Below are 24,499 nucleotides of genomic sequence, written 5' to 3' on the forward strand. Positions count from 1 at the left end.
GCGTGGCCGCACTGGCCGGCGCTGCTGCCGGGGTTGCTGCCGATGTGGCGGCTGGCGTGGCTGGCGCGGCCGCGGCCGGCAACGGTACCGAACCGCTGCCGGTCAGCGCAGCCTTGTAATCCTGCGGCGCATAGCACAGCCCTTTTTCCGAGCATCCCTGGCCGCCGGCCAGCAGCGTGAACGCGCCGCTGGCGTTGACCGGAATGGTGATGGTCACACTCTTGCGATACGTCTCCACGTCCTTGGCAAACGTCTCGTCATAGTGCACTTTGCCAGGTGGGATCTGCGGCGCGCCAAGCTGCGCGCCGGCGGCGCTGAACTTGAAACGCTCGCGATACATGTAATAGCCGTCGGCAATCTGGAAAGTCACCGCAACGGTATGCCCGTCCACCATGCGCGCAGAAAACTTGAACGCCTCCGACGGATCGAGGAAGTCTTCGGCACGGGCAGGCTGCATCAGCAGCGCGATCAGCGCCAGAAGGGGCGCGACAAAGCGGACAAAACGGGACATAAAACCTTCTCTCAGGGGCACTGTTCATTGGAGCAACAGCATAGTACACCGATGACGTTTTTCACGCCTGAATGCGGCCTTAAAACATTGCTCTATGCGAAACTAGCTCTTTCCCCTACGCATTGGAGTTCTTCATGTCCCCTCTCCGCCCCTTGTTGTGGTCCGCGCTCGCCATGAGCGCCCTGCCCGCACTGGCGCAAGCCCCGGCCCAGGCCCTGAACGCCATTACCGAGCAAGACCTGCTGGCCCACATCCGTACTTTGGCCTCCGAGGAATTTGAAGGCCGCGCGCCCGGCACGCCGGGCGAAGCGAATTCTGTCGCCTACATTCAGAGCGAGTTCCGCAGGCTGGGTCTGCAAGCCGGCAATCCGGACGGCAGCTGGGTGCAAGCCGTGCCGATGCGCGGCCAGAAGCCGTCGCCCAGCTTCAGCTACACCGTCAACGGCCGCAAAGTCGCGCTGAATTTCCCCAACGACTATGTTGCGCATTCAACCAGCCAGCCGGCCATGGTCAACGTCAACAATTCGGAAATCGTCTTTGTCGGCTACGGCGTGCAGGCGCCGGAATACGGCTGGGACGATTACAAGGGCGTGGACGTGCGCGGCAAGACCATCCTGATGCTGATCAATGACCCGGCCATTCCCGATCCTAACAATCCGGCCGAGTTGGACCCGAATATGTTCAAGGGCAAGGCCATGACCTATTACGGCCGCTGGACCTACAAATACGAGATCGCCGCCAAGCTGGGCGCGGCCGCCGCGATTATCATTCATGAAACAATCCCGGCCGCTTATCCGTGGGACGTGGTGCGCAGCGGCGGCAATGCAGAGCAGTTCAGCCTGCTGCGGGAAGGCGACGATCCTGACGCACCGCCGGTACCTGGCTGGATCCAGCTGGACAAGGCCAAGGCGCTGATGGCCGCCGGCGGCTACGATTTCGACGCGCTGAAAAAACAGGCGATTACCAAAGACTTCCACCCGGTCAGTCTGAAAGCCACCGCCGATTTTCATATCGAAAACAGCTCCCGCACGATTACCTCCAATAATGTGGTGGCGAAAATTGAAGGCAGCGATCCCAAGCTGAAAGACGAATATGTCGTTTATAGCGCGCACTGGGATCATTTGGGTGTTGATGCAGCTACCGGAAAAATCTATTACGGCGCACTGGATAATGCTTCCGGCGTAGCAGCCTTATTGGAATTAGCCAAAGCATATAAAGCGCTGCCGGAAGCGCCGAAACGTTCGATTCTGTTTATTGCCACCACCGCAGAAGAGCGTGGTTTACTCGGCGCGAAATATTACGCCAGCAATCCGCTGTATCCATTAAAAAATACGGTCGCCAATATTAATATTGATGGCATCAATGCGTGGGGGAAAACGGGGCAAATTGAAAATGTCACGTCCGGCCATTCCAGCATTGATGGATTGCTGGAGCAATATGCAAAAACTCAAAACCGTGTAGTGGAAAAAGATTCGCGTGCGGAGTTAGGCAGCTTTTATCGCGCCGACCAGCTGGAATTCGCCCGTGCCGGCGTGCCGGTTCTCTATACCAAAGCGCGCAGCGGCTATTTGAATAAGCCAGCTGATTACGCGACGAAAGTCGTGAATAACTATGTCACGCACGACTATCATCAGGTAACGGACGGCGTGCGTAACGATTGGGACTTTAGCGGCGGCGTGCAGGATATCCAGTTACTGTTCCAGGTCGGCCTGGCAATCGCCCAGGGCGCCACGCCAACCTGGAATGCCGACTCCGAATTCAAGGCCGCCGGCGATCGCCGTTTGAAGTAGTTCACGCCGGAAACTGACTTGATCATGCCAATTTCCGGCATGATCAAGCGTCAGGCCTCGACAAGATCACCGCTGCGGCGCTCCGCCGTCACAGCGCGGGACACGCGTTTTCGCCACCAGATGATGACCCCGGTCACGCTCAGCATCGCCACCACGATCCCCATGAAGGAAATCAGGATGCGGCCCGGCAGGCCGAGGATGCGGCCGGAGTGCAGCGGGAATTGCGCCTGAACGAAAATATCCGCCGCCGTGCCTTTCCATGGCAGACGCTCGCCCAGCAGCTTGCCGGCGCCGTCATAATATAAATACGCCGGACCTACGCCACCGGAACCGTGATCGTCGCCCGGTTTATAAAAGCTGACGCCGTAGACATCGAATGCATTGGTATAAAACACGCTGCCTACCGGTTCCGACCAATTACGCTGTTTCGCCTCTTTCGCCGCCGTTTCAATAACTGCTGCATATTCGACTTTTGGCGTAAATGGCTTGTGAATATCGGCCATGGGACGCGTATCAAACGGCGTTGGCGTAACTTTCGATATCTTACTCATCACTGGATAAAATATTTCGCTGTACAGATTCAGCGAAAATGCGGTGAAAGACAGAATAATCAACAACGCCCATGTCCATAAACTGAAGGCGCGATGCAGATCGAAATTCAGTTTATTGTTGCCGCCTTTCCAGCGGATTTTCCAGGCCGGTTTCCAGCGTTGGCCCCAGGATTTGGCGGCATTCTGGCGACGCAATGGCAAGGTCAGATAGAAACCGACAAAACTATCCACCACCCAAATCATGGCGATGCCGCCCATCAGCCATAAACCCCAGCGGTCGATGCCCCACATTTCCGGAATATGCAGCGTGTAATGCAGGCGATATAAGAAGGAAACGAAAGTCTCCTTGGTAATCGGCCAGACCGCGCCCCATTCCCGCTTGCCCAATTCAGCGCCGCTGACCGGATCCACAAACACTTGATTAAAGCCCGGCTGGTAGAGTTTCTGCGTTACCGGGTCCACGCGCGGCGACACGCCAAACGCAATCGCCTCGCCCTTCTCCACCTGTATCGGCATGAAGGAGACCTGGATCTGCGGATAACGCGCCTCGACTTGCTGCGCCAGGGCCAGCGCAGATTGCGGCGTGCCGGGCGTATGGGCTTCCATCAGGTGCGGATTGAGCAGGTCGTCCAGCTCGTGATCCCACGAAATGATGGCGCCGGTGAAGCCGCTAATAAACAAAAAGCCCGCTGTGAGCAGGCCGGCATATCGGTGTACTAAGGTCCAAAAGCCTCGCATGATGGCGATCCCCATAAAAAACCGGGACCGCGAAGGCCCCGGCTGACAAGATTAGAACTTGTATTTCAAGGTCAGCGACGTGGTGCGCGGTGCGGCGTAGGTGATGGCGCCGTACGCGGCAAACATGCCGAAGTGCTTTTTGTCGGTGACGTTGTTGACGTTCAGCTGGGCCGACAGGTTTTTGCTGATGTCATACCGCGCCATCAGGTTGACCAGCGTGAAGGCATCCTGCTGGATTACGCCGCCATTGGTGGCGAAGCCAGGCGCGCCCGGATCGACGGTGTAGGTGCGGCCTTCATAGTTGACGCCGCCGCCGACGGTCAGCTTGCTCAATTCGCCCGGCAGGTTGTAGGTGGTGAACACGCGGAACAGTTTGCGCGGGTAGATGCTGTTGAAGTCGGCGCCGGTGGCGTCTTTGGCGCGGAAGATGCTGTAACCGGCGCTGGCGTTCCAGCCGCGCGTCAGTTCGCCGTTGACTTCCATCTCCACGCCACGGCTGGTGGCGCCGTCCGCGCCCACATAGACCGGCTGAGGTACACCGCCACCCGTTGCCGGGGCCAAGCCGTCAGCCTGCGCCAGATTATCCTGCTTGATGTGGAACACGGCCAGCGAGGCGTTCACGCGGCCATCCAGGAATTCGCCCTTGATGCCGGTTTCGGCGGCCTTGCCACGAATCGGGTCCAGCGTCCGGCCACTGCGGTCCTTGTAATTCTGCGGCTGGAAGATGCTGGTGTAGCTGGCGTACAGCGAGTAGGTATTGTCGATGTCGTAGACCAGGCCGGCATATGGCGTGATCTCGTTGTCGTTCTTCACTTCATACGCGGCGCTGTCGACCAGCTGGCCGGTTTTCTTGTAGTTGGTCACGCGGGCGCCGACGATCAGTTTCAGCGGATCGGCCAGCGAGAAGCGCGCCACGCCGTACAAGGCTTCCTGCTTGGTCACGCTTTGTTCATAGAACGTGGCGGCGCCCCAGGTCGGCTCCGGATAGGCGGCGCCGTTCCAGTTGTTGTAGTTGCCGAGGTCGGCCAGGGTGCCTTCCGGCCGGCGGTCCGAAGTGAAGTCGGCCTTGGAGTACATATAGCCGAATGCCGCTTCATGCTTGCGGCCGGCCAGCTCAAACGCGCCGGAGAGCTGCAGGTTGGCGTTGGTCTGCTTGGTGCGGGTCAGGTAGGCGCCGGCAAACGGGAACAGGCCGGTGCCGTTGGTGGCGTCAGGGTAGCCGTACAGGTACAGCAGCTGCGAATCGCCACGGCGGTCGCCGCGCGTAACGCTGGCCTCCAGTTTCCAGCCGTTGTCGAAGGTGTGGCGCAGATTGGCAAAGGCGTTGTTGTACGAGTTGTCCCAACGGGTCCAGCCGGCCGCTGCGGTCTTGGAGACGTCCCAGTTGGTCTGGTTGCCGTTGGTGTACCAGTACGACAGGCCGCCCCACATCGGCCCCTTGACGTTGTTTTCCTGGCGGCTGAAGCCGACGTCCAGCACGGTGAACGGGGTCAGATCGGCTTCCACGGTGGCGTAGATGGTCTTGCTCTTGTTGCTCAGCAGGTCGACCCAGCTGTCGGCGTCGGTGTACTCGCCCACCACGCGGGCGCGCACCGAACCGTCCTGGGTCAGCGGGGTCGAGACGTCGGCCTGGGCGCGGCGGGCGCTCCAGTTGCCGATGCCGATCTCGGCCGAACCGGTCAGTTCCTTCGAGGTGGCGCGCTTGCGCACCAGGTTGATGGCGGCCGATGGATTGCCGGCGCCGGTCATCAGGCCGGTGGCGCCGCGCACCACTTCCACGCGGTCGTAGATGGCCAGGCTGCTGGCGACTTCGCCCGAGGACCACGATTGCTCCCAGGTGGTCGGCACGCCGTCGATCTGCAGGTTATCGATGTCGAAGCCGCGCGCGGTGAAGCCGGCGCGGTTGGTTTCATACTGGTTGACCGAGATGCCGACCACGTTGTTGACCACGTCGGTGACGGTCTGCAAGCCCTGGTCTTCGATGCGCTGCTGGGTCACCACGCTGACCGATTGCGGCGTGTCGCGCAGCGACAGGTCGAGCGGCGTGCCGCCCTTGGCCTTGCCGACGGTGTACGAGGTGTCGCCGAGCTTTTGCGACGATACCTGCACGGTCGGCATCACGGCCGCGCCGTCGTCGCCACCCGCTTGCGCCTGCGCCAGCAGCGGCAGGGCCAGGCCGACCAGTACCGCCAGACGCTTCATCTTGAATTGCTTATCCATCACTTCCCCGTTTTGACATTTTTATCGAAACAGGAATGATAACGATTCTCATTTCAAAGTCAACCGTTTGGGATGTAAAAGGACGAAAAAAAAGCCAGGCAGAGCCTGGCTTTTCAGTCTTACTTGCAACCGGCGGATTACTCAGCGGTTGGTGCGTCTTCGATCGCGGTGACTTCTGGACGGTCCAGCAGCTCAACGTAAGCCATTGGAGCGTTGTCGCCAACGCGGAAACCCATTTTCAGGATGCGCAGGTAGCCGCCGTTACGTGCAGCGTAACGTGGGCCCAGTTCCGAGAACAGTTTGCCTACGATTTCGCGGTCGCGCAGACGGGCAAATGCCAGACGCTTGTTAGCCAGGGTGTCGGTCTTGCCCAGGGTCAGGATTGGCTCAACAACGCGGCGCAGCTCTTTAGCTTTTGGCAGCGTGGTTTTGATGGCTTCATGACGCAGCAGGGAAACGGTCATGTTGCGCAGCATTGCCAGACGGTGGGACGAGGTACGGTTCAGTTTACGGAGGCCGTGACGGTGACGCATGGTACTTCCTTTCGATGATGTTTAAATCCGAGTTCTTCGATCGCTCACATGAGCGCGGACCGGTTTTAGTGATTTACACCCGGCACAACACGTGCTGGGTGGTGCTGCAAAACGCTAATCAGTTGGTGCCAGGGCAGAACATCGCGGAGCGATGTCCAGCACTGTCACGCAATTTGGTAGCTTGTTATTTTTCCAGACCAGCAGGCGGCCAGTTTTCCAGCTTCATGCCCAGGGTCAGACCACGGGAAGCCAGGACTTCCTTGATCTCGTTCAGCGACTTGCGACCCAGATTCGGGGTCTTCAGCAGTTCGTTTTCCGAACGCTGGATCAGGTCGCCGATGTAGTAGATGTTTTCGGCTTTCAGGCAGTTGGCCGAACGCACGGTCAGTTCCAGATCGTCCACTGGACGCAGCAGGATCGGATCGACCAGCGGTGCGCGCGAAGGTGCTTCAGCAGCAGCTTCGGTGCCTTCCAGGGCAGCAAACACGTTCAGTTGATCGACCAGCACGCGGGCCGATTGACGGATCGCTTCTTCCGGCGAAATCACGCCGTTGGTTTCGATGTTGATGATCAGCTTGTCCAGGTCGGTACGCTGTTCCACACGGGCCGATTCCACGAAGTACGACACACGGCGCACTGGCGAGAACGACGCGTCCAGAATGATGCGGCCGATGGTCTTGTTGGTGTCTTCCGACAGGCGACGGACGTTACCAGGCACATAGCCACGGCCTTTTTCGACCTTGATCTGCATGTCCAGTTTGCCGCCGGCGGTCAGGTGCGCAATCACGTGGTCCGGGTTGATCAGTTCCACATCGTGTGGCAGATCGATGTCCGAAGCCAGCACGGCGCCTTCGCCTTCTTTCTTCAGGGTCAGGGTGACGGAGTCACGGTTGTGCACTTTGAACACAACGCCCTTCAGGTTCAGCAGCAGGTCAACCACGTCTTCTTGCACGCCGTCCAGCGACGAGTACTCGTGCACCACGCCAGCGATGGTCACTTCGGTCGGCGCGTAGCCCACCATCGACGACAACAGCACGCGACGCAGCGCGTTGCCCAGGGTGTGGCCGTAGCCGCGTTCGAATGGCTCCATCACAACTTTAGCGTGACCGGCGCCCAGCGCTTCTACATCGATAATACGTGGTTTCAACAAACTGTTTTGCATGAAATGTCCTTTTCAATACCCTCGGCGCGTTAAGCCGATAAGGCTGATGGCATTAGTGAAAACGCCCGCTTGAATAAGCGGGCGGGTTTTGGTGCTACTTGGGCTACAGATTAACGCGAGTACAGCTCGACGATCAGCGATTCGTTGACGTCGTTAGCGATTTCGTTACGCTCTGGCAGGGACTTGAAGGTGCCTTCCATTTTCTTGGCGTCAACCGAAACCCAGGCTGGCATGCCGACTTGTTCAGCCAGCGACAGCGCTTCAACGATACGCACTTGTTTCTTGGCTTTTTCGCGCACAGCAACGACGTCGCCAACTTTGACCGAGTACGAAGCGATGTTCACCACTTGGCCGTTCACGGTGAACGCTTTGTGGGATACCAGCTGACGTGCTTCAGCGCGGGTCGAGCCGAAGCCCATGCGGTATGCGACGTTGTCCAGACGGGCTTCCAGCAGCTTCAGCAGGGTTTCGCCGGTGTTGCCTTTGCGGCGGTCGGCTTCTGCGAAGTAGCGACGGAACTGACGTTCCAGCACGCCGTACATACGTTTAACTTTTTGTTTTTCGCGCAGCTGGTTGCCGTAGTCCGAGGTGCGAGCGCCCGACTTAACGCCGTGCTGACCTGGTTTGACATCCAGTTTGCATTTGCTGTCCAGCGAGCGACGTGCGCTCTTCAGGAACAGATCAGTGCCTTCACGGCGGGACAGTTTTGCTTTAGGTCCGATATAACGTGCCACGGTATTTCCTTTTTTAAATAATGACGTTCCAACCGCACGGGCTGAACGCTAGTCTGGTCTGCGGGTGAGCCAGACGTGGCTTAAGTCCGCCGCAAGCGGCAGACGACAATAGCCGGGCAGTATAACCGTTACCGGTTGCCTGCACCAGCTGAATTGTGTAACAGCGTAGCCGACCAGGTCGGCTAGGCCATTAGATACGACGACGCTTTGGAGGGCGGCAGCCGTTGTGTGGCACTGGCGTCACGTCCTGGATCTCGGTGATCTTGATGCCCAGGTTGTTCAGCGCGCGCACAGCCGATTCACGGCCTGGGCCTGGGCCCTTGATACGCACTTCCAGGTTCTTCACGCCGCATTCGATCGCGACTTTACCAGCGGCTTCAGCAGCAACCTGCGCTGCGAACGGGGTCGATTTACGCGAACCCTTGAAGCCAGCACCACCGGAGGTCGCCCACGACAGCGCATTGCCCTGACGGTCGGTGATGGTGATGATGGTATTGTTGAAGGAAGCGTGAACGTGCGCGATACCTTCCGCGACGTTCTTCTTGACCTTCTTGCGTACGCGCGCTGCTGCTGCGCTGCTTTGTTGCTTAGCCATGTGATTTCCCTAGATTATTTCTTGAGCGATTGAGCGGCTTTGCGCGGGCCCTTGCGGGTACGTGCATTGGTGCGGGTGCGTTGACCGCGGACCGGCAGGCCCTTACGGTGACGCATACCACGGTAGCAACCCAGATCCATCAAACGCTTGATGTTCATGGACAGTTCGCGACGCAGATCGCCTTCGACGATGAATTTACCTACTTCATCGCGCAGCTTTTCCAGTTCGCTGTCGTCCAGATCCTTGACCTTTTTATTGGTCGCGATACCCGTTTGCGCGCAGATGAACTTCGCGCGTGGGCGGCCTACACCGTAGATGGCCGTCAGGCCGATAACGGTGTGCTGGTGATTTGGGATATTAACCCCTGCAATACGTGCCATTCGTTATTCCTCGATAAATAACGGTTATTAACCTTGACGCTGTTTATGACGTGGTTCGACGCAGATTACGCGAACAACGCCTTTGCGCTTGATGATCTTGCAGTTGCGGCAGATCCGCTTGACTGAGGCGTTAACTTTCATTATGAACTCTCTTCTAAGGTTCGATTATCTAAATTTACTTGGTCCGGAACACGATGCGGGCGCGGGACAGGTCGTAAGGTGTCAGTTCGACCGTCACCTTATCGCCAGGCAGGATGCGGATATAGTTCATCCGCATTTTACCTGAAATATGCCCCAGCACCACGTGCCCGTTTTCCAGCTTTACTCGAAATGTTGCATTAGGGAGATTTTCTAGGATCTCGCCCTGCATCTGTATGACGTCGTCTTTTGCCATTCGGTATGTTTGAAACCGCGCTTATCGCGTCGGAATTCCGCCTTTGAAGTTTGCTTTGCGCAGCAGCGATTCATATTGCTGCGACATCACGTAGTTTTGTACTTGCGCCATGAAATCCATGGTAACAACCACAATAATCAACAACGAAGTACCGCCAAAATAGAATGGTACTTTCCACTCGGCTTGCATGAATTCCGGCAACAAACACACCAAAGTGATGTAGATGGCGCCAGCCAGTGTCAATCGCGTCAGGATCTTGTCGATGTAACGGGCAGTCTGCTCACCGGGACGAATCCCTGGCACAAAGGCCCCGCTCTTCTTCAAGTTATCCGCTGTTTCCTTGCTGTTGAAGACCAGCGCTGTATAGAAGAAACAGAAAAACACGATCGCAATGGCGTACAACAGTGCGTGGATGGGCTCGCCTGGCCCCATCGATGCTGCCAAATCTTTCAGGAACCGGACCGCCGGGTTGGCCGTATCGGCGCCCGTGGTAAACCAGCCCACGATCGTTGCCGGGAACAAGATAATCGACGAAGCGAAGATCGGTGGGATCACGCCGGCCATATTCAACTTCAATGGCAGGTGCGACGTTTGTCCACCGTAAATCTTGTTACCCACCTGGCGTTTCGCATAGTTGACCAGAATCTTGCGTTGGCCACGTTCCACAAACACCACGAGGAACGTCACCGCCACCACCAGGATCATGATGATGATCGCCGACAAGGCACCGATCGAACCGTTGCTCACCGACTGGCCGAGGCCACCCAGTGCGCCCGGCAGACCGGCCGCGATACCTGCGAAAATGATGATCGAGATGCCATTACCGAGACCACGCTCGGTAATTTGCTCGCCCAACCACATCACGAACATGGTGCCGGTCAACAGCGTAACGACCGTCACGAAACGGAATGCATAGCCTGGATCCAGCACCAGACCAGCTTGCGACTCCAAGGCAACCGCAATGCCCAACGCCTGGAACCCCGCCAGCAACACCGTGAAATACCGGGTGTACTGGGTGATCTTGCGTCGGCCAGCTTCGCCTTCCTTCTTCAACGCTTCCATCTGCGGCGAGACGATCGACACCAACTGCATGATGATCGAGGCCGAGATGTACGGCGTGATACCCAGCGCAAACACCGTAAAGCGCGCCAGAGCGCCACCGCTGAACATGTTCAACATGCCCAGGATGCCGCCCTCTTGCGACTTGAACAGCGCGGCTAATTGTACCGGATCGATCCCGGGAACCGGGATGTGAGCGCCGATACGATAAACCACCAATGCGCCAAGCAGGAACCAGAGCCGGCCCCAAGGGAAACCAGCTGCTGCACTTTTAGCCAATTGTGGATTAGTCGCCAATTTTCGCTCCGATCAAGCTGTTCGCGGGGCTCAGGCTACCGAGCCGCCGGCTGCTTCGATGGCGGCTTTCGCGCCAGCGGTCACTTTCAGGCCTTTGAGGTTCACCGCTTTGGTGATCTCGCCGGACAGAATGACGCGTACATCACGTGCCAGCACGCTCAGTACGCCAGCTTGTTTCAGCACCAGGATGTCGACATCGCCAACGGCCAGGTGGTTCAGGTCGGACAGACGCACTTCAGCTTTGAAGGTGGCGTTGAGCGACTTGAAACCGCGCTTAGGCAGACGACGTTGCAGAGGCATCTGACCGCCTTCGAAGCCGACTTTGTGGAAGCCGCCCGAACGCGATTTCTGACCCTTGTGGCCACGACCTGCGGTTTTACCCAGGCCAGAGCCGATACCGCGGCCGACGCGACGCTTGTAGTGCTTAGCGCCATCGGCTGGTTGAATGGTATTCAGTTCCATGATTTCTCCGTGAGTAAGCCCAAGGGCTTACGCAACTACTTTAACGAGATACGACACTTTGTTGATCATGCCGCGTACGGATGGGGTGTCTTGCAGCTCGGAAACCGAGTTGACGCGACGCAGGCCCAGACCGCGAACGGTGGCACGGTGATCTTGACGAGTGCCAATCAGGCCCTTGACCAGTTGTACTTTGACGGTTTTCGTAGTCATGTCGTTCACCTTAACCCAGGATCTCTTCTACCGACTTGCCGCGTTTCGCAGCGATGTCAGCAGGAGTGCTCAGTTTAGCCAGGCCGTCCAGCGTGGCGCGAACCAGGTTGTACGGGTTGCTCGAACCGGTCGATTTCGCGACCACGTCGGTAACACCCATGACTTCGAAGATTGCGCGCATCGCGCCGCCCGCAATGACGCCGGTACCTGGTTTCGCAGGCGACATCATTACTTTCGAGGCGCCGTGGCGACCCAGGACGGTGTGGTGCAGCGTGCCGTTTTTCAGTGGTACTTTGATCAGGTTGCGACGGGCTTCTTCCATTGCCTTCTGCACACCAACCGGTACCTCTTTCGACTTGCCCTTACCCATGCCGATGCGGCCATCGCCGTCACCTACTACGGTCAGCGCGGCGAAGCCCATGATACGACCACCCTTGACCACTTTGGTCACGCGGTTGATCGCGATCATTTTTTCGCGCATGCCGTCGTCCGGCTTGTCGCTTGCCATTTTTGCTTGCATTTTTGCCATGATCGTTCCTTAGAACTTCAGACCGGCTTCACGCGCGGCTTCTGCCAGCGCCTTCACACGGCCGTGATAACGGAAACCGGAACGGTCGAAGGCGACTTCGGTGATACCGGCTTTCAGTGCTTTTTCTGCTACGCGCTTGCCCACCAGTGCGGCGGCAGCGGCGTTGCCGCCCTTGCCCGATTGGCCGGCCAGTTCAGCGCGTACTTCCGCTTCAACGGTCGATGCCGAAACCAGTACTTTGGCTTCCGGGCTGATCAGGCTTGCGTAGATGTGCAGGTTAGTGCGGTGAACCGACAGGCGGTTCACTTTCAGTTGCGCAATCTTGATCCGGGTTTGACGTCCGCGACGCAGACGAGATTCTTTTTTATCCATCGTCAGCCCCTAATTACTTCTTCTTAGTTTCTTTGATCTTAACCACTTCGTCCGAATAACGGACGCCCTTGCCTTTGTAAGGCTCCGGAGCGCGGTAAGCACGAACTTCTGCAGCAACCTGACCCACCTTTTGACGATCGATGCCTTTGATGACGATCTCGGTCGGGGTGGCGGTGGTCACGGTCACGCCTTCTGGCATGGCGTGCACGACCGGGTGCGAGAAACCCAGCGACAGGTTCAGCTTGTCGCCAGCGGCTTGGGCTTTGTAGCCCACGCCAACCAGGTTCAGCTTTTTCTCGAAGCCCTTGGTCACACCGTTCACCATGTTGTTGACCAGTGCGCGCAGCGTACCGGACATGGCGTTGGCTTCGCGGCTGTCATTCGACGGCTCAAAGCTCAGGGTACCAGCGTTGTTTTCTACTTTAACCAGGCCATTCAGGTTCTGGGTCAGGACGCCCAGCGGGCCCTTGACGGTGATCGCTTGTGCGGAGATGGCGACATCAGCGCCAGCTGGCACAGCGATTGGCATTTTAGCTACTCGGGACATGTCTTACTCCTTAGGCCACGTAGCAAATCACTTCGCCGCCGACACCGGTTGCGCGTGCTTTACGGTCGGTCATGACGCCTTGTGGGGTCGATACAATCGCCACACCCAGACCATTCATTACCGAAGGGATCTCGTCTTTGCCTTTGTAGACGCGCAGACCCGGACGGGACACGCGCTCCAGGCGCTCGATGACGGGACGGCCGACATAATATTTCAAACCGATTTTCAGTTCCGACTTGCCGCCATCTACAGCGACTGCGAAATCTTCAATGTAACCCTCGTCCTTGAGGACGTTGGCAATCGCAATTTTGACTTTCGACGATGGCATGGCCACGGTCGTTTTTTGCACGCCCTGGGCGTTACGAATGCGGGTCAGCATATCGGCGATAGGATCGCTCATACTCATTGCTTATTCTCCTATTACCAGCTAGCTTTAGTCATACCCGGAATCTCACCACGCATGGCGAATTCACGGAGCTTGATACGGCCCAGACCGAATTTACGGAAGGTGCCGCGTGGACGACCAGTGATCGCGCAGCGGTTACGCTGGCGGGTCGGAGCCGAGTTACGTGGCAGCGCTTGCAGTTTCAGGCGCGCTTCGTAACGTTCTTCTTCCGATTTCGACTGGTCATCGATGATGGCCTTGAGCGCAGCGCGTTTGCCGGCGAATTTAGTCGCCAGGGCTACGCGTTTTGCTTCACGGTTAATCAGTGCGAGTTTTGCCATGATCTCTTAGTTCCTGAACGGGAATTTGAAGGCGGCGAGCAGAGCTTTCGCTTCGTCGTCGGTCTTAGCGGTGGTGGTGATCGAAATGTTCATACCACGCAGCGCATCGATCTTGTCGTACTCGATTTCCGGGAAGATGATCTGCTCTTTCACACCGATGTTGTAGTTGCCACGACCATCGAACGAGCGGCCATTCACACCGCGGAAGTCACGCACGCGCGGCAGGGCCACGGTGATGAAGCGGTCGAGGAACTCGTACATGCGGGCGCCACGCAGGGTGACCATGGTACCGATCGGGTAGCCTTCACGGATCTTGAAGCCCGCAATTGCCTTACGCGATTTGGTGGTCACTGGTTTCTGACCGGCGATCTTGGTCAGGTCGCCGACAGCGTGCTCCAGCACTTTCTTGTCAGCAATCGCTTCACCCACACCCATGTTCAGGGTGATCTTGGTCAGACGTGGTACTTCCATCACCGACTTGTAACCGAATTTCTCGGTCAGGTCAGCGACGACTTTTTCTTTATAGAACTCTTGGAGACGTGCCATGATTTCTTAAGCCTTCACTACTTCGCCGGACGATTTGAAGACGCGGACTTTTTTGCCGTCGACATCTTTGAAACCTACCCGGTCTGCCTTGCCAGTCGCTGCATTGAACAATGCAACGTTGGACACGTGAATCGGCATAGTCTTGTCGACGATACCACCTTGAACGCCAGTCATTGGGTTCGGCTTGGTCGCTTTTTTAGCAACGTTGACGCCTTCAACCACAACGTGTTCTGCGTCTACGCGACGCGAAACGACACCGCGTTTGCCCTTGTCTTTACCGGCCAGAACGATGACTTCGTCGTTTTTACGAATCTTATCCATTGCTGACTCCTTACAGTACTTCAGGTGCCAGGGACACGATCTTCATGAACTTTTCAGTGCGCAGCTCGCGCGTCACTGGTCCGAAGATACGGGTACCGATCGGTTCCAGCTTGGCGTTCAACAGAACGGCGGCATTGCCGTCGAACTTCACCAGGGAACCGTCTTGGCGGCGTACACCTTTAGCGGTGCGCACTACCACGGCGTTATAAATTTCACCTTTTTTGACACGGCCGCGTGGCGCAGCAACCTTAACGGTTACTTTGATCACGTCGCCAATGCCAGCATAACGGCGCTTGGAACCGCCCAACACCTTGATGCACATGACTTCCTTGGCACCGGTGTTGTCGGCTACTTCGAGCCGGCTTTCAGTTTGAATCATAATATTCTCTTTCCCAACTTAAGCCGAAGAATCCACACAATGCGGACCTAACGGTCAGTCTTGGTCCCGCCAATGAGACCTGCTGGCCTCACTGCTTGGGTGCTTGACCTTCGTACTGCATACTGACCGCACGGTTCAGCGTCTGTGGCCAGACACTTTGCGGCGTTACATGAACGAAGCCCACGAGTATTACATACAACTCGCGGGCTTGCAAGAACTAATTGAAAAACACCGCCAAAACCACGGTTTTGGCGGCGTCGGCTTCAATTAAACGATTTGTGCGGCTTGCACCACACGGGTCACGGTCCATGCCTTCGTTTTGGAGATCGGACGACCTTCCACGATTTCCACCGTGTCACCGGCTTTCACCTGGTTGGTCTCGTCGTGGGCGTGGTACTTTGCCGAACGGACGATGATCTTGCCATACAGAGGGTGTTTCACGTGACGTTCGATCAGAACGGTAACGGTCTTGTCCATCTTGTCGGACACAACTTTACCGATCAGCGTACGCTTCAGCTTTACTTGCTCGGTCATTTTGCTTCCTTCGTGTTCAATACCGTTTTTACGCGTGCGATATCGCGACGTACCTTTTTGAGCTGCGAAGTGTTGCTCAGCTGTTGCGTCGCGGTTTGCATACGCAGGCCGAATTGTGCCTTCAACAGGTCATTCAGCTCTTTTTGCAGAGCTACCTGGTCTTTGCCGCGGAGTTCAGATGCTTTCATATTTCACTCCTGTTATTGACCAACTTGACGGACCACAAACGTGGTCGCCAGTGGCAGTTTGGCAGCGGCCAGGCGGAATGCTTCGCGCGCCAGTTCTTCGCCTACGCCGTCCATTTCGTACAGGACTTTGCCCGGACGGATTTCAGCGACGTAGTACTCTGGATTACCTTTACCGTTACCCATACGGACTTCGGCCGGCTTGTTCGAGATCGGTTTGTCCGGGAACACGCGGATCCAGATACGACCGCCACGTTTGATGTGACGGGTCATGGCGCGACGTGCTGCCTCGATTTGGCGGGCCGTGATACGACCACGGGCCACTGCCTTCAGACCGAATTCGCCGAACGACACATTGGTGCCGGCGCTGTGCGAAATGCCGGTGTTACGGCCTTTCTGCTCTTTACGATACTTTCTGCGTGCTGGTTGCAGCATGATTATTCTCCTGCTTTCTCGGCTGGCTTGGCAGCGCGGCGGGCGCCACCAGCACCGGCTGGACGCGGACGGCCAGCTGGTTTGCCGTCTTCACGACGTGGGCCACGTGGCTTTTTCTCGTCCGGCGGGGTATCGATGACTGGTGCATCGCCGTTTGGCGCGCGGTCACCTTTGTATACCCACACCTTGACACCGATAATGCCGTAGGTGGTCGAAGCTTCCGAAGTGCCGTAGTCGATGTCAGCGCGCAGGGTGTGCAGTGGCACACGGCCTTCGCGATACCATTCGGTACGGGCGATCTCGATGCCGTTCAGACGACCCGAGGACATGATCTTGATGCCCAGGGCGCCCAGACGCATGGCGTTCTGCATCGCGCGTTTCATGGCGCGGCGGAACATGATGCGTTTTTCCAGCTGTTGCGCGATCGAATCAGCGATCAGTTGCGAATCGATTTCCGGCTTGCGGATTTCTTCGATATTGACGTGCACTGGCACGCCCATGATCTTCGCCAGCGCCGACTTCAGTACTTCGATGTCTTCGCCTTTTTTACCGATAACCACACCTGGACGCGAGCTGTAGATGGTGAAACGCGCGTTCTTGGCTGGACGCTCGATCACGATGCGGCCGACCGAAGCGTTCTTCAGCTTGGTTTTCAGGTAAGCACGTGCTTTCAAGTCTTCGTTCAGCATGGCGGCAAAGTTGCCATTGCCAGCATACCAACGCGAAGCCCAGTTACGGGTAACCGCCAGGCGGAAACCAGTTGGATGAATTTTCTGACCCATCTTGGCTCCTTAGTTGCCTACGGTCACATAAATGTGACACGATTGTTTCGAGATACGATCGCCACGACCTTTTGCACGCGCGGTGAAGCGCTTCAGGATCGGACCCTTTTCAACGTAGATCGTTTTCACGAACAGTTCGTCGATGTCGGCACCATCGTTGTGCTCGGCGTTGGCGATAGCCGACTCCAGCACTTTCTTGATGATGGTGGCGCCTTTTTTCGGGCTGAACTGCAGAATGTTCAGCGCAGCGTCAACTTTTTTGCCACGGATCAGGTCAGCAACCAGGCGGCCCTTTTGGTCCGACAGGCGCACGCCTTTGAGGATAGCTTTGGTTTCCATTATTTCTTCGCCTTCTTGTCAGCGGCATGGCCTTTGAACGTGCGGGTCAGCGCGAATTCGCCGAGCTTGTGACCAACCATGTTCTCGGAGACATACACTGGCACGTGCAGCTTGCCGTTGTGCACAGCGATCGTCAGGCCGATGAAGTCAGGCATGATGGTCGAGCGACGGGACCAGGTTTTGATTGGCTTTTTGTCTTTGGTCGCTTGCGCGGCTTCGACTTTTTTCACCAGGTGGGCGTCACAGAACGGCCCTTTTTTCAATGAACGAGTCATGATTTATCCTTATTTCTTGCCGCGGCGCGAGACGATCATCGAAGAAGTACGCTTGTTGCTGCGAGTCTTCTTACCCTTGGTCTGTTGGCCCCATGGCGAAACAGGGTGACGACCAGCTGCGGTTTTACCTTCACCACCACCGTGCGGGTGATCGACCGGGTTCATGACCACACCGCGAACGGTAGGACGAACACCGCGCCAGCGCATCGCACCAGCTTTACCGATTTTACGCAGGCTGTGTTCGGCATTGCCGACTTCGCCAACGGTAGCACGGCACTCGATGTGCACGCGACGGACTTCACCCGAACGCAGACGCACTTGCGCGTAGGTACCTTCACGGGCCATCAGCACGACGCCGGCGCCGGCGGTACGGGCCATTTGGGCACCCTTACCTGGCAGCATTTCGACGCAGTTCATGACGGTGCCGACTGGGATGTTGCGGATCGGCAGGCAGTTGCCCGACTTGATCGGCGCTTCCGAACCGGTCATCACCGCGTCGCCCACAGCCATGCCTTTGGTGGCGATGATGTAGGTACGGGCGCCATCGGCGTAGCACAGCAGCGCGATGTGCGCGGTGCGGTTTGGATCGTATTCGATACGCTCCACTTTCGCCGGGATGCCATCCTTGCTGTTACGCTTGAAGTCGATCACGCGGTAGTGCTGCTTGTGACCACCACCGATGTGACGGGTGGTGATGTGACCGTTGTTGTTACGGCCAGCAGTTTTCGATTTTTTCTCAACCAGGGCTGCGAACGGACGACCTTTGAACAGGTCGGAGTTCACAACTTTCACCATGCCGCGACGGCCTGGGGAGGTTGGCTTCATCTTAACGAGTGCCATTATTTAGCCTCCTCGGTGAAATTGATTTCCTGGCCTGGCTTCAGGCACACGAAAGCACGCTTGGTGTGGTTGCGGCGGCCGATGTGGGCGCCCGAACGCTTTTGTTTGCCTTCGCGGTTGACGGTTTGCACCGACGCCACTTCGACTTTAAACAGCAGTTCAACGGCAGCCTTGATTTCTGGCTTGGTCGCGTCGGTGGTAACACGGAACACGATCTGCTCGTTCTTTTCCGCGACCATGGTGGCCTTCTCGGAAATCACTGGAGCAACCAGTACCTTCAGCAGGCGTTCTTCGCTAAATTTCAATGCGCTCATGCCAGCATCTCCTCAATCTTGGCCAATGCAGCTTTGGTGACCACGATCTTCTTGTAGAACACCAGGGACATTGGATCTGCGTGACGTGGCTCAACCACCAGGACGTTCGGCAGATTGCGCGAAGCCAGTTCCAGGTTTTCGTTGGCAACATCGGTGATGATCAGTACCGAATCAAAGCCCATGCCGGTCAGCTTTTGCGACAGCAGCTTGGTTTTTGGTGCTTCGATCGCGAAATCTTCAACCACAACCAGGCGCTCTTCGCGGGCCAGTTGCGACAGGATCGAGCAGATACCAGCGCGGTACATCTTCTTGTTCACTTTGTGGGTGAAGTTCTCGTCAGGCGAGTTCGGGAAGATGCGACCACCGCCGCGCCACAGTGGCGACGACGACATACCAGCACGAGCACGGCCGGTACCTTTTTGGCGCCATGGCTTCTTGGTCGTGTGGTGGACTTCTTCACGGTCTTTTTGTTTACGGTTGCCGCTGCGAGCATTGGCTTGGTAAGCAACGACGATCTGGTGGATCAGGGCTTCGTTGTAGTCACGGCCGAAGACGGTATCGGCGGCAGCTACGTTAGAGGCGGCTTGACCTTGGGCGTTCAAGAGCTTGAGTTCCATCGTTTAAGCTCCCTTCTTTGCTTTAACTTTGACAGCAGGCGAAACCACAACCTGGCCGTTTTTGGCGCCAGGGATCGCACCTTTGACCAGCAGCAGCTGGCGGTCGGCATCGATACGGGCGATTTCGAGGTTCTGCACGGTCGTGGTGACATCACCCATGTGACCGGTCATGCGTTTACCAGGGAACACGCGGCCTGGATCTTGCGCCATACCAATCGAACCTGGAACGTTGTGCGAACGCGAGTTACCGTGGGTAGCACGGCCCGAAGCAAAGTTGTGACGCTTGATGGTACCGGCATAGCCTTTACCAATCGACACACCTTGAACGTCGACTTTTTGACCAACTTCGAACAGCGAAACGGCGACAACTTCGCCAGCTTTCAGTTCGGCGGCTTTAGCAGCGTCAACGCGGAACTCTTTCAACAGAGTACCAGCTTCAACACCCGCTTTAGCGTGGTGACCCGCAACAGCTTTGGTCACGCGGGAGGCGCGACGTTGACCATATGCGACCTGAACCGCGGTATAACCATCAGTTTCAGGGGTTTTGATTTGCGCAACACGGTTGTTCGATACGTCAACAACGGTGACTGGGATCGAGTCCCCGTCATCGGTGAAGATGCGCATCATACCAACCTTGCGACCGAGGAGGCCAAGGCTCATTTTTTCTCCAATTCCCACCTACGATTGGGCGGGGATATGTTGAACTACTAAAATTAGTACGGACCAATAAAAAGTCGAATCCATACCGAAGCCGGCTAGTGTAGCGTGATTTGGGGGTTGACGCAACAACTTAGTACGAGGTATGTCAGTTTTTTGCGAGCCGCCGCGCGCGCCGTCCAAATCACGGTCCCATGCGGGCTGGCGACCCATTTAAAGCGGCTGCATTCTTGCCGAATGCTTAACGCGAAGGATATGTACTCCGTCGGGCAGAAGGCGATAAAAGACCAAATAGTGGCGATGAACTACCAGTGTCCGTCGCCCCTTGACGCCAACATGCCCCATGAATGGATTGGCGCCGAGCAACTGGACTCGGTCGGCTATCCGAAGCACGAGTTTGCGCGCATTATCCGGACTATCCTTGGCAATATGCCGGCCTATCGCCGCCATATCCCTGGTGGCCGCCCGGCTCCAATAGACGGAACACGGGGCCGACATTTACTTTACCTTGATGGCTTTTAATATCAGGCGCACGGCCTCTTCATGCGGAATTAATGGCCCAGGCTCGTCAAGGGCTTCCTGTATTTCGGCGTCGAGCCATCTGTCGTAGCCGTGGTCCTTTTGCAGTGGCTCGACCTCGAAGTGCTCAATACCCAAGGTTTGCAAGCGCTGGCCGACGGCTTCCAGCGCATCAAAGATCGCCACAGCCTTACCTTCCAGATCCAGCAGGGCACGATCACCCTGCTGGTCGTGGATATACACCAGCCAGCCAGCCCCCTCCGCCTGGGCGGAGACGCTGAAGTCACCGCCGGCATCGACCAGCATGCCTAGCTCAGCCGCCGCTATCGTCTGCATTTTCATGATTCCTCCTGCCGATAACAGAACGAATCTAGCACACGTACCGCAACCTCTAGTTTGAACTGACTCAAACTCACACGGGCATTGTTTCAGTTATTTCTATCTTGCCAATTGCATACCAGTCGACCTTGCGGGTGGCGACCATGACGGCGCCGAGGGCGGCGAACAGCAGCAGTGCGCCCAGCACCAGCGCGTTGTTCTCCGAATTCAGCAAGCCGTACAGTGCCGAGTACAGCACCACCAGCCCAGCGCCGAAGCCGGCGGCGCGGGCCCGGCTGCGCAGCACGGCGCTCAGGTAGAAGGTGATCAGGGCGATACAGGCGGCGCTGGCAATCAGGTACGACACCAGAAAGTCCAGGTGTTCAGACAGGCTGACCAGCAGCAGAAAGAACATGATCAGCGCCAAGCCTACTAATAAGTACTGGATCGGGTGGATCGGCAGCCGCTTGAGCACCTCGAACACAAAGAAGGCGGCAAACGTCAGCGCCACGAACAGCAAGCCGTATTTGGTGGCGCGGTCGGCCTGGGCGTACACATTGACCGGCTCGATGAAGCCGACGCTGAAGCTGTCCACCTGCTCATAGGCGTTGTTGGAGGCCGGCGCCGGGCCGGTGGCGATCGCCGTCAGCTGCTGCTGGGCGCTGCTGGCCATGGCCGAGATGCGCCAGCCGGCGCGGAACCCACTGTCGCTGATGGTGCGCGCTTCCGGCAGGAAGTCGCCGCTGAACTGTGGATGCGCCCAGTTCGACTCCAGGTTGACCAGGTTGTTGGTGCCGACCGGGATAAAGTGCTGACGCTGTGTCCCCGCCAGGTACAGCGAGAAGCCGAACGGCACGCTGGCGCCGGCCGCCTTCAGGTCCGCCAGGTTGATCGGCACATGCATGCCGTTGCTAAAGCCCGGCAGCCGCGAGCCATGTTCAAACTTGTATTTCTGCCCCGCCACCAGCATGGTCGGGATATCGCGGATGCCGCGTACGTCCGACACCGACAGCGAAATATAGGGCTGCCCCATGACCAGCTGCGAGTTGCCGCTTTCGCGCGTCAGGTCGGCGCTGGCCGGCAGCGTGAAATCGCCGGCAAAGCTGTGACCGCCGCTATACATCAGCACCTGGTGGATGCCGCGATAACGCCGCTCGGTGATGATCTTGCCGGCGATCTTCAGCTCATTGGGGAACACCAGCTTGCGATGCGCCACCGTGCGCAGCTTGTCGCCGTCCTTGATCTCTTCGCTGTACGGCAGCACCAGCACCGGCCCGATCACATATTGCGCGCGCACCGAGTCGGCGGCGATGCTCTCCACCGCCGCCTCATGAAACAGCATGCGCTCCCTGATGGTGCCCTGGACCATCATCAACGGCAGGCCGATCAGCAGCATCAGCGCGACAATGATCAGGGATTTTTGAAACAGCTCTTTTTGCATGACGATTCCTCTGGTTGAAAGTGCAACCAGTCTAGAAAATCACTATGCGTTGTTGATGCGTTCTGTGTGAAGTCTACAAAGCCAGCGGCAATGGCAGGCGCAACGCCGCGCGGCAGCCGCCCTCTTCCGCGTTGGTCACGCTGACCGAGCCGCCATGCAGCGCCGCCACTTCGCGCACGAACGGCAGGCCCAGCCCGGTGCTCTTGGCGCCGCCCGGACGCGGAAGCGAGTAGAAGCGCTCGAACAAGCGCGCCGCCGCGTATGGCGGAATGCCGGGGCCGCTATCGGTGATGCTGATGACGGCGTCGGCTCCATCGCCGGCCAGCGCCAGCCGGATCGTACTGCCGGACGGCGCGAAGCCGATAGCATTGTCGAGCAGATTGCCGAGCGCCTGCCGCAGCAGCAATCCATCGCCTTGCACCTGCAGCGGCGCGGGTGGCAAGTCCAGTTGCACTTGCACTGCGCGCGCCTGCAACTGGCTGGCGGCGTCGGCCACCACCTGGCGCAGCAGCGCATCCAGCGCCAGCGGTTCGGCCGCATCCAATCCCTGCTGCTGCTCCACGCGGACCAGCGCCAGCAGCTTGTCGATCAGCTGCTTCTGGCGCGCGTTCTGGCTCAGGATGTTGTCGAGGAAGTGACGGAACTCCTCGCGCGGCATGTCTTCCGACAGCAACTCGGCCGAGCCCTGGATGGCGGCGATCGGGCTTTTCAGTTCGTGCGCCAAGGTGTGCATCAACTGCTCGGCGTATTCCTTGCCTTCCAGCCGCGTGCGCATCGCATGCAGCGCCTGCGCCAGCGTGCCGATTTCGTTATTGCCCAGCGCAGGCGGCACCGCCTTGCGGCCAGCTTCGACGTCGGCCACGTAGCGCATCAGCTGGCGCAACGCGCGCGCCAGCCACCACGCAAACGCCAGGCCGATCAGCAGCGACAGCACCAGCAGCAGCGTGCCGCGTTGCAGGATCTTGCGCTGGCTGCGGTCGACAAACGCCTGCACGCTGGCGATCGGCTTGGCCACCGTCAGCACGCCGATGATGCGGTCGCCGTCGCGCACCGGCGCGGCCACGTACATGACGGTGCTGCGGTCGTCGCCGTCCACGCTGCGGGTGCTGCGGGCGCCGTACTTGCCTTGCAGCGTCAGGTAGACGTCGTTCCAGCGCGAATAGTCCTGGCCGAGCGCCAGGTTGGCGGAATCGTAGATGACGACGCCATGCACGTCGGTGATGTAGATACGGAAGTCCAGCTTGCGCTTGGTGACGCCGCCGATCTTGACTTCGATATTGCGGCGCGCGTAGTTCTCGACGTTGGCCAGCGCCGGCACACCGTTGCGCAAATCGCCTGCCACCACGCCGGCCAGCAGTTCGGCGGTATCGACCAGCGTGTCTTCCAGCGTCGAACGGACGCCGGGTTTGACTTCGGCCACGAACACGTTCAGCAGGAACCAGGCGGCCAGGCCGACGATCAGGAAATAGCCCAGCAGGATGCGCAGGCCGATTTTCATAGGACCAGACTGTAACCCATACCACGGTGGGTCTGGATCGGATCGGCGCTGGCGTCGACCTGACGCAGCTTGGCGCGCAGCGATTTGATGTGGGCATCGACGGTGCGTTCCAGCGTATCGGGCGCATCGGTCCAGACGCGGTCCATCAGCTGCCCGCGCGACAGCACGTGGGCCGGATGCTCCAGCAACGTCTTCAGCAACAGGTATTCGTAGCGGGTCAGTTCCAGCGGCTGGGCACGGAACAGGATGCGGGCTTCCAGCGCGCGCAGCTCGAACGCGGTCGCTGGCGCAGACGCGGTGGTTGTGCGCGGCGCCGGCGGCGACATGCGGCGCAGGATGACGCGGATGCGCGCCACCAGCTCACGCGGCGAAAACGGCTTGGTGACGTAATCGTCGGCGCCGATTTCCAGCCCGACCACGCGGTCGATCTCATCGCTGCGCGCGGTCAGGAACATGACCGGCGCATCGGAAAACTGGCGCAGCTGCCGGCATACTTCCAGCCCGCTCATATCCGGCAGGCCCACATCCAGCACCACCAGCAACGGCGCCGGCTCGGCGCGCATGGCGGCCAGCGCCTGCTCGCCCAGCGTCACATGCAGCGGCGTAAAGCCCTCGGTGCGCAAGGCGTAGGCAATGCTGTCGGCAATGGCCTGCTCGTCTTCGACAATCAATATGGTTTTCATGGAAGA

The 24,499-nt window shown here is 58.1% G+C and carries 37 protein-coding genes; 1 reads left to right on the plus strand and 36 read right to left on the minus strand.

Annotated elements, in window-relative coordinates:
* Positions 1 to 511 (minus strand): protein-disulfide reductase DsbD N-terminal domain-containing protein (locus GTP69_RS13675; protein ID WP_202424415.1); only part of this gene is annotated, 511 nt, incomplete at its 3' end.
* Between the two features lie 122 nt (positions 512 to 633).
* On the opposite strand from GTP69_RS13675, the gene GTP69_RS13680 reads away from it, so the two are divergent.
* Positions 634 to 2,301 (plus strand): M20/M25/M40 family metallo-hydrolase, encoded by a 1,668-nt coding sequence (locus GTP69_RS13680; protein WP_229260936.1) that lies wholly within the window; start codon positions 634 to 636, stop codon positions 2,299 to 2,301.
* Between the two features lie 50 nt (positions 2,302 to 2,351).
* On the opposite strand, the gene GTP69_RS13685 is transcribed toward GTP69_RS13680, so the two are convergent.
* From GTP69_RS13685 to creB, 35 genes are all read right to left on the minus strand, one after another.
* Complete coding sequence (locus tag GTP69_RS13685) at positions 2,352 to 3,605, minus strand: PepSY-associated TM helix domain-containing protein (protein ID WP_229260937.1); 1,254 nt, start codon at positions 3,603 to 3,605, stop codon at positions 2,352 to 2,354.
* A 36-nt stretch (positions 3,606 to 3,641) separates the two neighbouring features.
* A complete protein-coding gene (locus GTP69_RS13690) occupies positions 3,642 to 5,810 on the minus strand; it encodes a TonB-dependent siderophore receptor (protein WP_161055423.1) in 2,169 nt (722 codons plus the stop codon).
* 137 nt (positions 5,811 to 5,947) lie between these two features.
* On the minus strand, positions 5,948 to 6,343 hold the full coding sequence (rplQ, locus tag GTP69_RS13695) for a 50S ribosomal protein L17 (protein WP_110846398.1): 396 nt from the start codon (positions 6,341 to 6,343) through the stop codon (positions 5,948 to 5,950).
* A 184-nt stretch (positions 6,344 to 6,527) separates the two neighbouring features.
* Positions 6,528 to 7,505 carry a DNA-directed RNA polymerase subunit alpha gene (locus tag GTP69_RS13700; protein WP_026637581.1) on the minus strand — a complete coding sequence of 326 codons (978 nt, stop codon included), beginning with the start codon at positions 7,503 to 7,505 and terminating at the stop codon, positions 6,528 to 6,530.
* A gap of 110 nt (positions 7,506 to 7,615) precedes the next feature.
* Entirely contained in the window at positions 7,616 to 8,239 is a 624-nt protein-coding gene (rpsD, locus tag GTP69_RS13705; protein ID WP_110846397.1) for a 30S ribosomal protein S4, read from the minus strand.
* 190 nt (positions 8,240 to 8,429) lie between these two features.
* The gene (gene rpsK / locus GTP69_RS13710) at positions 8,430 to 8,834 is read right to left on the minus strand and encodes a 30S ribosomal protein S11 (protein ID WP_072786827.1); all 405 of its coding nucleotides are present in this window, start codon (positions 8,832 to 8,834) and stop codon (positions 8,430 to 8,432) included.
* Positions 8,835 to 8,848: 14 nt separating this feature from the next.
* Positions 8,849 to 9,214, minus strand: a complete 366-nt coding sequence (gene rpsM / locus GTP69_RS13715; RefSeq protein WP_090192434.1) for a 30S ribosomal protein S13 — start codon at positions 9,212 to 9,214, stop codon at positions 8,849 to 8,851.
* A 27-nt stretch (positions 9,215 to 9,241) separates the two neighbouring features.
* Complete coding sequence (gene rpmJ / locus GTP69_RS13720; protein WP_005663407.1) at positions 9,242 to 9,355, minus strand: 50S ribosomal protein L36; 114 nt, start codon at positions 9,353 to 9,355, stop codon at positions 9,242 to 9,244.
* 34 nt (positions 9,356 to 9,389) lie between these two features.
* Positions 9,390 to 9,608, minus strand: a complete 219-nt coding sequence (gene infA, locus GTP69_RS13725; protein WP_005663428.1) for a translation initiation factor IF-1 — start codon at positions 9,606 to 9,608, stop codon at positions 9,390 to 9,392.
* 21 nt (positions 9,609 to 9,629) lie between these two features.
* Positions 9,630 to 10,964, minus strand: a complete 1,335-nt coding sequence (gene secY / locus GTP69_RS13730) for a preprotein translocase subunit SecY (protein WP_110846396.1) — start codon at positions 10,962 to 10,964, stop codon at positions 9,630 to 9,632.
* A gap of 30 nt (positions 10,965 to 10,994) precedes the next feature.
* Entirely contained in the window at positions 10,995 to 11,426 is a 432-nt protein-coding gene (gene rplO, locus GTP69_RS13735) for a 50S ribosomal protein L15 (RefSeq protein ID WP_072786824.1), read from the minus strand.
* A gap of 27 nt (positions 11,427 to 11,453) precedes the next feature.
* On the minus strand, positions 11,454 to 11,636 hold the full coding sequence (rpmD, locus tag GTP69_RS13740) for a 50S ribosomal protein L30 (RefSeq protein ID WP_110846687.1): 183 nt from the start codon (positions 11,634 to 11,636) through the stop codon (positions 11,454 to 11,456).
* A 10-nt stretch (positions 11,637 to 11,646) separates the two neighbouring features.
* On the minus strand, positions 11,647 to 12,165 hold the full coding sequence (gene rpsE / locus GTP69_RS13745) for a 30S ribosomal protein S5 (protein ID WP_072786822.1): 519 nt from the start codon (positions 12,163 to 12,165) through the stop codon (positions 11,647 to 11,649).
* 9 nt (positions 12,166 to 12,174) lie between these two features.
* The gene (gene rplR, locus GTP69_RS13750; RefSeq protein ID WP_161055424.1) at positions 12,175 to 12,537 is read right to left on the minus strand and encodes a 50S ribosomal protein L18; all 363 of its coding nucleotides are present in this window, start codon (positions 12,535 to 12,537) and stop codon (positions 12,175 to 12,177) included.
* Positions 12,538 to 12,550: 13 nt separating this feature from the next.
* Positions 12,551 to 13,084, minus strand: coding sequence for a 50S ribosomal protein L6 (rplF, locus tag GTP69_RS13755; protein WP_110846394.1), 534 nt, complete (start codon positions 13,082 to 13,084; stop codon positions 12,551 to 12,553).
* 10 nt (positions 13,085 to 13,094) lie between these two features.
* On the minus strand, positions 13,095 to 13,490 hold the full coding sequence (gene rpsH / locus GTP69_RS13760; protein ID WP_110846393.1) for a 30S ribosomal protein S8: 396 nt from the start codon (positions 13,488 to 13,490) through the stop codon (positions 13,095 to 13,097).
* 14 nt (positions 13,491 to 13,504) lie between these two features.
* On the minus strand, positions 13,505 to 13,810 hold the full coding sequence (rpsN, locus tag GTP69_RS13765) for a 30S ribosomal protein S14 (protein ID WP_161055425.1): 306 nt from the start codon (positions 13,808 to 13,810) through the stop codon (positions 13,505 to 13,507).
* Between the two features lie 6 nt (positions 13,811 to 13,816).
* Complete coding sequence (gene rplE, locus GTP69_RS13770; RefSeq protein WP_019923483.1) at positions 13,817 to 14,356, minus strand: 50S ribosomal protein L5; 540 nt, start codon at positions 14,354 to 14,356, stop codon at positions 13,817 to 13,819.
* Positions 14,357 to 14,362: 6 nt separating this feature from the next.
* Positions 14,363 to 14,677 carry a 50S ribosomal protein L24 gene (gene rplX / locus GTP69_RS13775; RefSeq protein ID WP_056151015.1) on the minus strand — a complete coding sequence of 105 codons (315 nt, stop codon included), beginning with the start codon at positions 14,675 to 14,677 and terminating at the stop codon, positions 14,363 to 14,365.
* 10 nt (positions 14,678 to 14,687) lie between these two features.
* Positions 14,688 to 15,056 carry a 50S ribosomal protein L14 gene (gene rplN, locus GTP69_RS13780; protein ID WP_008444317.1) on the minus strand — a complete coding sequence of 123 codons (369 nt, stop codon included), beginning with the start codon at positions 15,054 to 15,056 and terminating at the stop codon, positions 14,688 to 14,690.
* A 267-nt stretch (positions 15,057 to 15,323) separates the two neighbouring features.
* Positions 15,324 to 15,590, minus strand: coding sequence for a 30S ribosomal protein S17 (gene rpsQ, locus GTP69_RS13785; protein ID WP_055937633.1), 267 nt, complete (start codon positions 15,588 to 15,590; stop codon positions 15,324 to 15,326).
* Entirely contained in the window at positions 15,587 to 15,778 is a 192-nt protein-coding gene (rpmC, locus tag GTP69_RS13790) for a 50S ribosomal protein L29 (RefSeq protein ID WP_092280170.1), read from the minus strand. Before rpmC ends, rpsQ begins: the two co-directional genes overlap by 4 nt.
* Positions 15,779 to 15,790: 12 nt before the next feature.
* Complete coding sequence (rplP, locus tag GTP69_RS13795) at positions 15,791 to 16,210, minus strand: 50S ribosomal protein L16 (RefSeq protein ID WP_090192443.1); 420 nt, start codon at positions 16,208 to 16,210, stop codon at positions 15,791 to 15,793.
* Between the two features lie 2 nt (positions 16,211 to 16,212).
* Positions 16,213 to 16,992 carry a 30S ribosomal protein S3 gene (rpsC, locus tag GTP69_RS13800; protein ID WP_110846391.1) on the minus strand — a complete coding sequence of 260 codons (780 nt, stop codon included), beginning with the start codon at positions 16,990 to 16,992 and terminating at the stop codon, positions 16,213 to 16,215.
* Between the two features lie 9 nt (positions 16,993 to 17,001).
* Positions 17,002 to 17,334 (minus strand): 50S ribosomal protein L22, encoded by a 333-nt coding sequence (gene rplV, locus GTP69_RS13805; RefSeq protein ID WP_174864456.1) that lies wholly within the window; start codon positions 17,332 to 17,334, stop codon positions 17,002 to 17,004.
* Complete coding sequence (gene rpsS / locus GTP69_RS13810) at positions 17,331 to 17,606, minus strand: 30S ribosomal protein S19 (RefSeq protein WP_050409767.1); 276 nt, start codon at positions 17,604 to 17,606, stop codon at positions 17,331 to 17,333. The genes rplV and rpsS overlap by 4 nt, the downstream gene beginning before the upstream one ends.
* Positions 17,607 to 17,615: 9 nt before the next feature.
* Positions 17,616 to 18,446: a 50S ribosomal protein L2 gene (rplB, locus tag GTP69_RS13815; protein ID WP_161055426.1), complete on the minus strand. Its 831-nt coding sequence runs from the start codon at positions 18,444 to 18,446 to the stop codon at positions 17,616 to 17,618.
* Positions 18,446 to 18,760 carry a 50S ribosomal protein L23 gene (gene rplW / locus GTP69_RS13820; RefSeq protein ID WP_110846389.1) on the minus strand — a complete coding sequence of 105 codons (315 nt, stop codon included), beginning with the start codon at positions 18,758 to 18,760 and terminating at the stop codon, positions 18,446 to 18,448. The genes rplB and rplW overlap by 1 nt, the downstream gene beginning before the upstream one ends.
* On the minus strand, positions 18,757 to 19,377 hold the full coding sequence (gene rplD, locus GTP69_RS13825; RefSeq protein WP_090192447.1) for a 50S ribosomal protein L4: 621 nt from the start codon (positions 19,375 to 19,377) through the stop codon (positions 18,757 to 18,759). The genes rplW and rplD overlap by 4 nt, the downstream gene beginning before the upstream one ends.
* 3 nt (positions 19,378 to 19,380) lie before the next feature.
* Positions 19,381 to 20,037: a 50S ribosomal protein L3 gene (rplC, locus tag GTP69_RS13830; protein WP_110846388.1), complete on the minus strand. Its 657-nt coding sequence runs from the start codon at positions 20,035 to 20,037 to the stop codon at positions 19,381 to 19,383.
* Positions 20,038 to 20,247: 210 nt separating this feature from the next.
* The gene (locus GTP69_RS31845) at positions 20,248 to 20,532 is read right to left on the minus strand and encodes a type II toxin-antitoxin system RelE/ParE family toxin (protein WP_161055427.1); all 285 of its coding nucleotides are present in this window, start codon (positions 20,530 to 20,532) and stop codon (positions 20,248 to 20,250) included.
* Positions 20,533 to 20,895 (minus strand): antitoxin PaaA2 family protein, encoded by a 363-nt coding sequence (locus GTP69_RS13840; protein ID WP_161055428.1) that lies wholly within the window; start codon positions 20,893 to 20,895, stop codon positions 20,533 to 20,535.
* Between the two features lie 70 nt (positions 20,896 to 20,965).
* Positions 20,966 to 22,312 (minus strand): cell envelope integrity protein CreD, encoded by a 1,347-nt coding sequence (gene creD, locus GTP69_RS13845; protein WP_161055429.1) that lies wholly within the window; start codon positions 22,310 to 22,312, stop codon positions 20,966 to 20,968.
* A 73-nt stretch (positions 22,313 to 22,385) separates the two neighbouring features.
* On the minus strand, positions 22,386 to 23,810 hold the full coding sequence (gene creC / locus GTP69_RS13850) for a two-component system sensor histidine kinase CreC (RefSeq protein ID WP_161055430.1): 1,425 nt from the start codon (positions 23,808 to 23,810) through the stop codon (positions 22,386 to 22,388).
* Positions 23,807 to 24,493, minus strand: a complete 687-nt coding sequence (gene creB, locus GTP69_RS13855; protein WP_161055431.1) for a two-component system response regulator CreB — start codon at positions 24,491 to 24,493, stop codon at positions 23,807 to 23,809. Before creB ends, creC begins: the two co-directional genes overlap by 4 nt.
* Positions 24,494 to 24,499: the final 6 nt, after the last annotated feature.

This window comes from Duganella levis (genome assembly GCF_009857605.1).
In the GTDB taxonomy this organism is placed as follows: Bacteria; Pseudomonadota; Gammaproteobacteria; order Burkholderiales; family Burkholderiaceae_D; genus Rugamonas; species Rugamonas levis.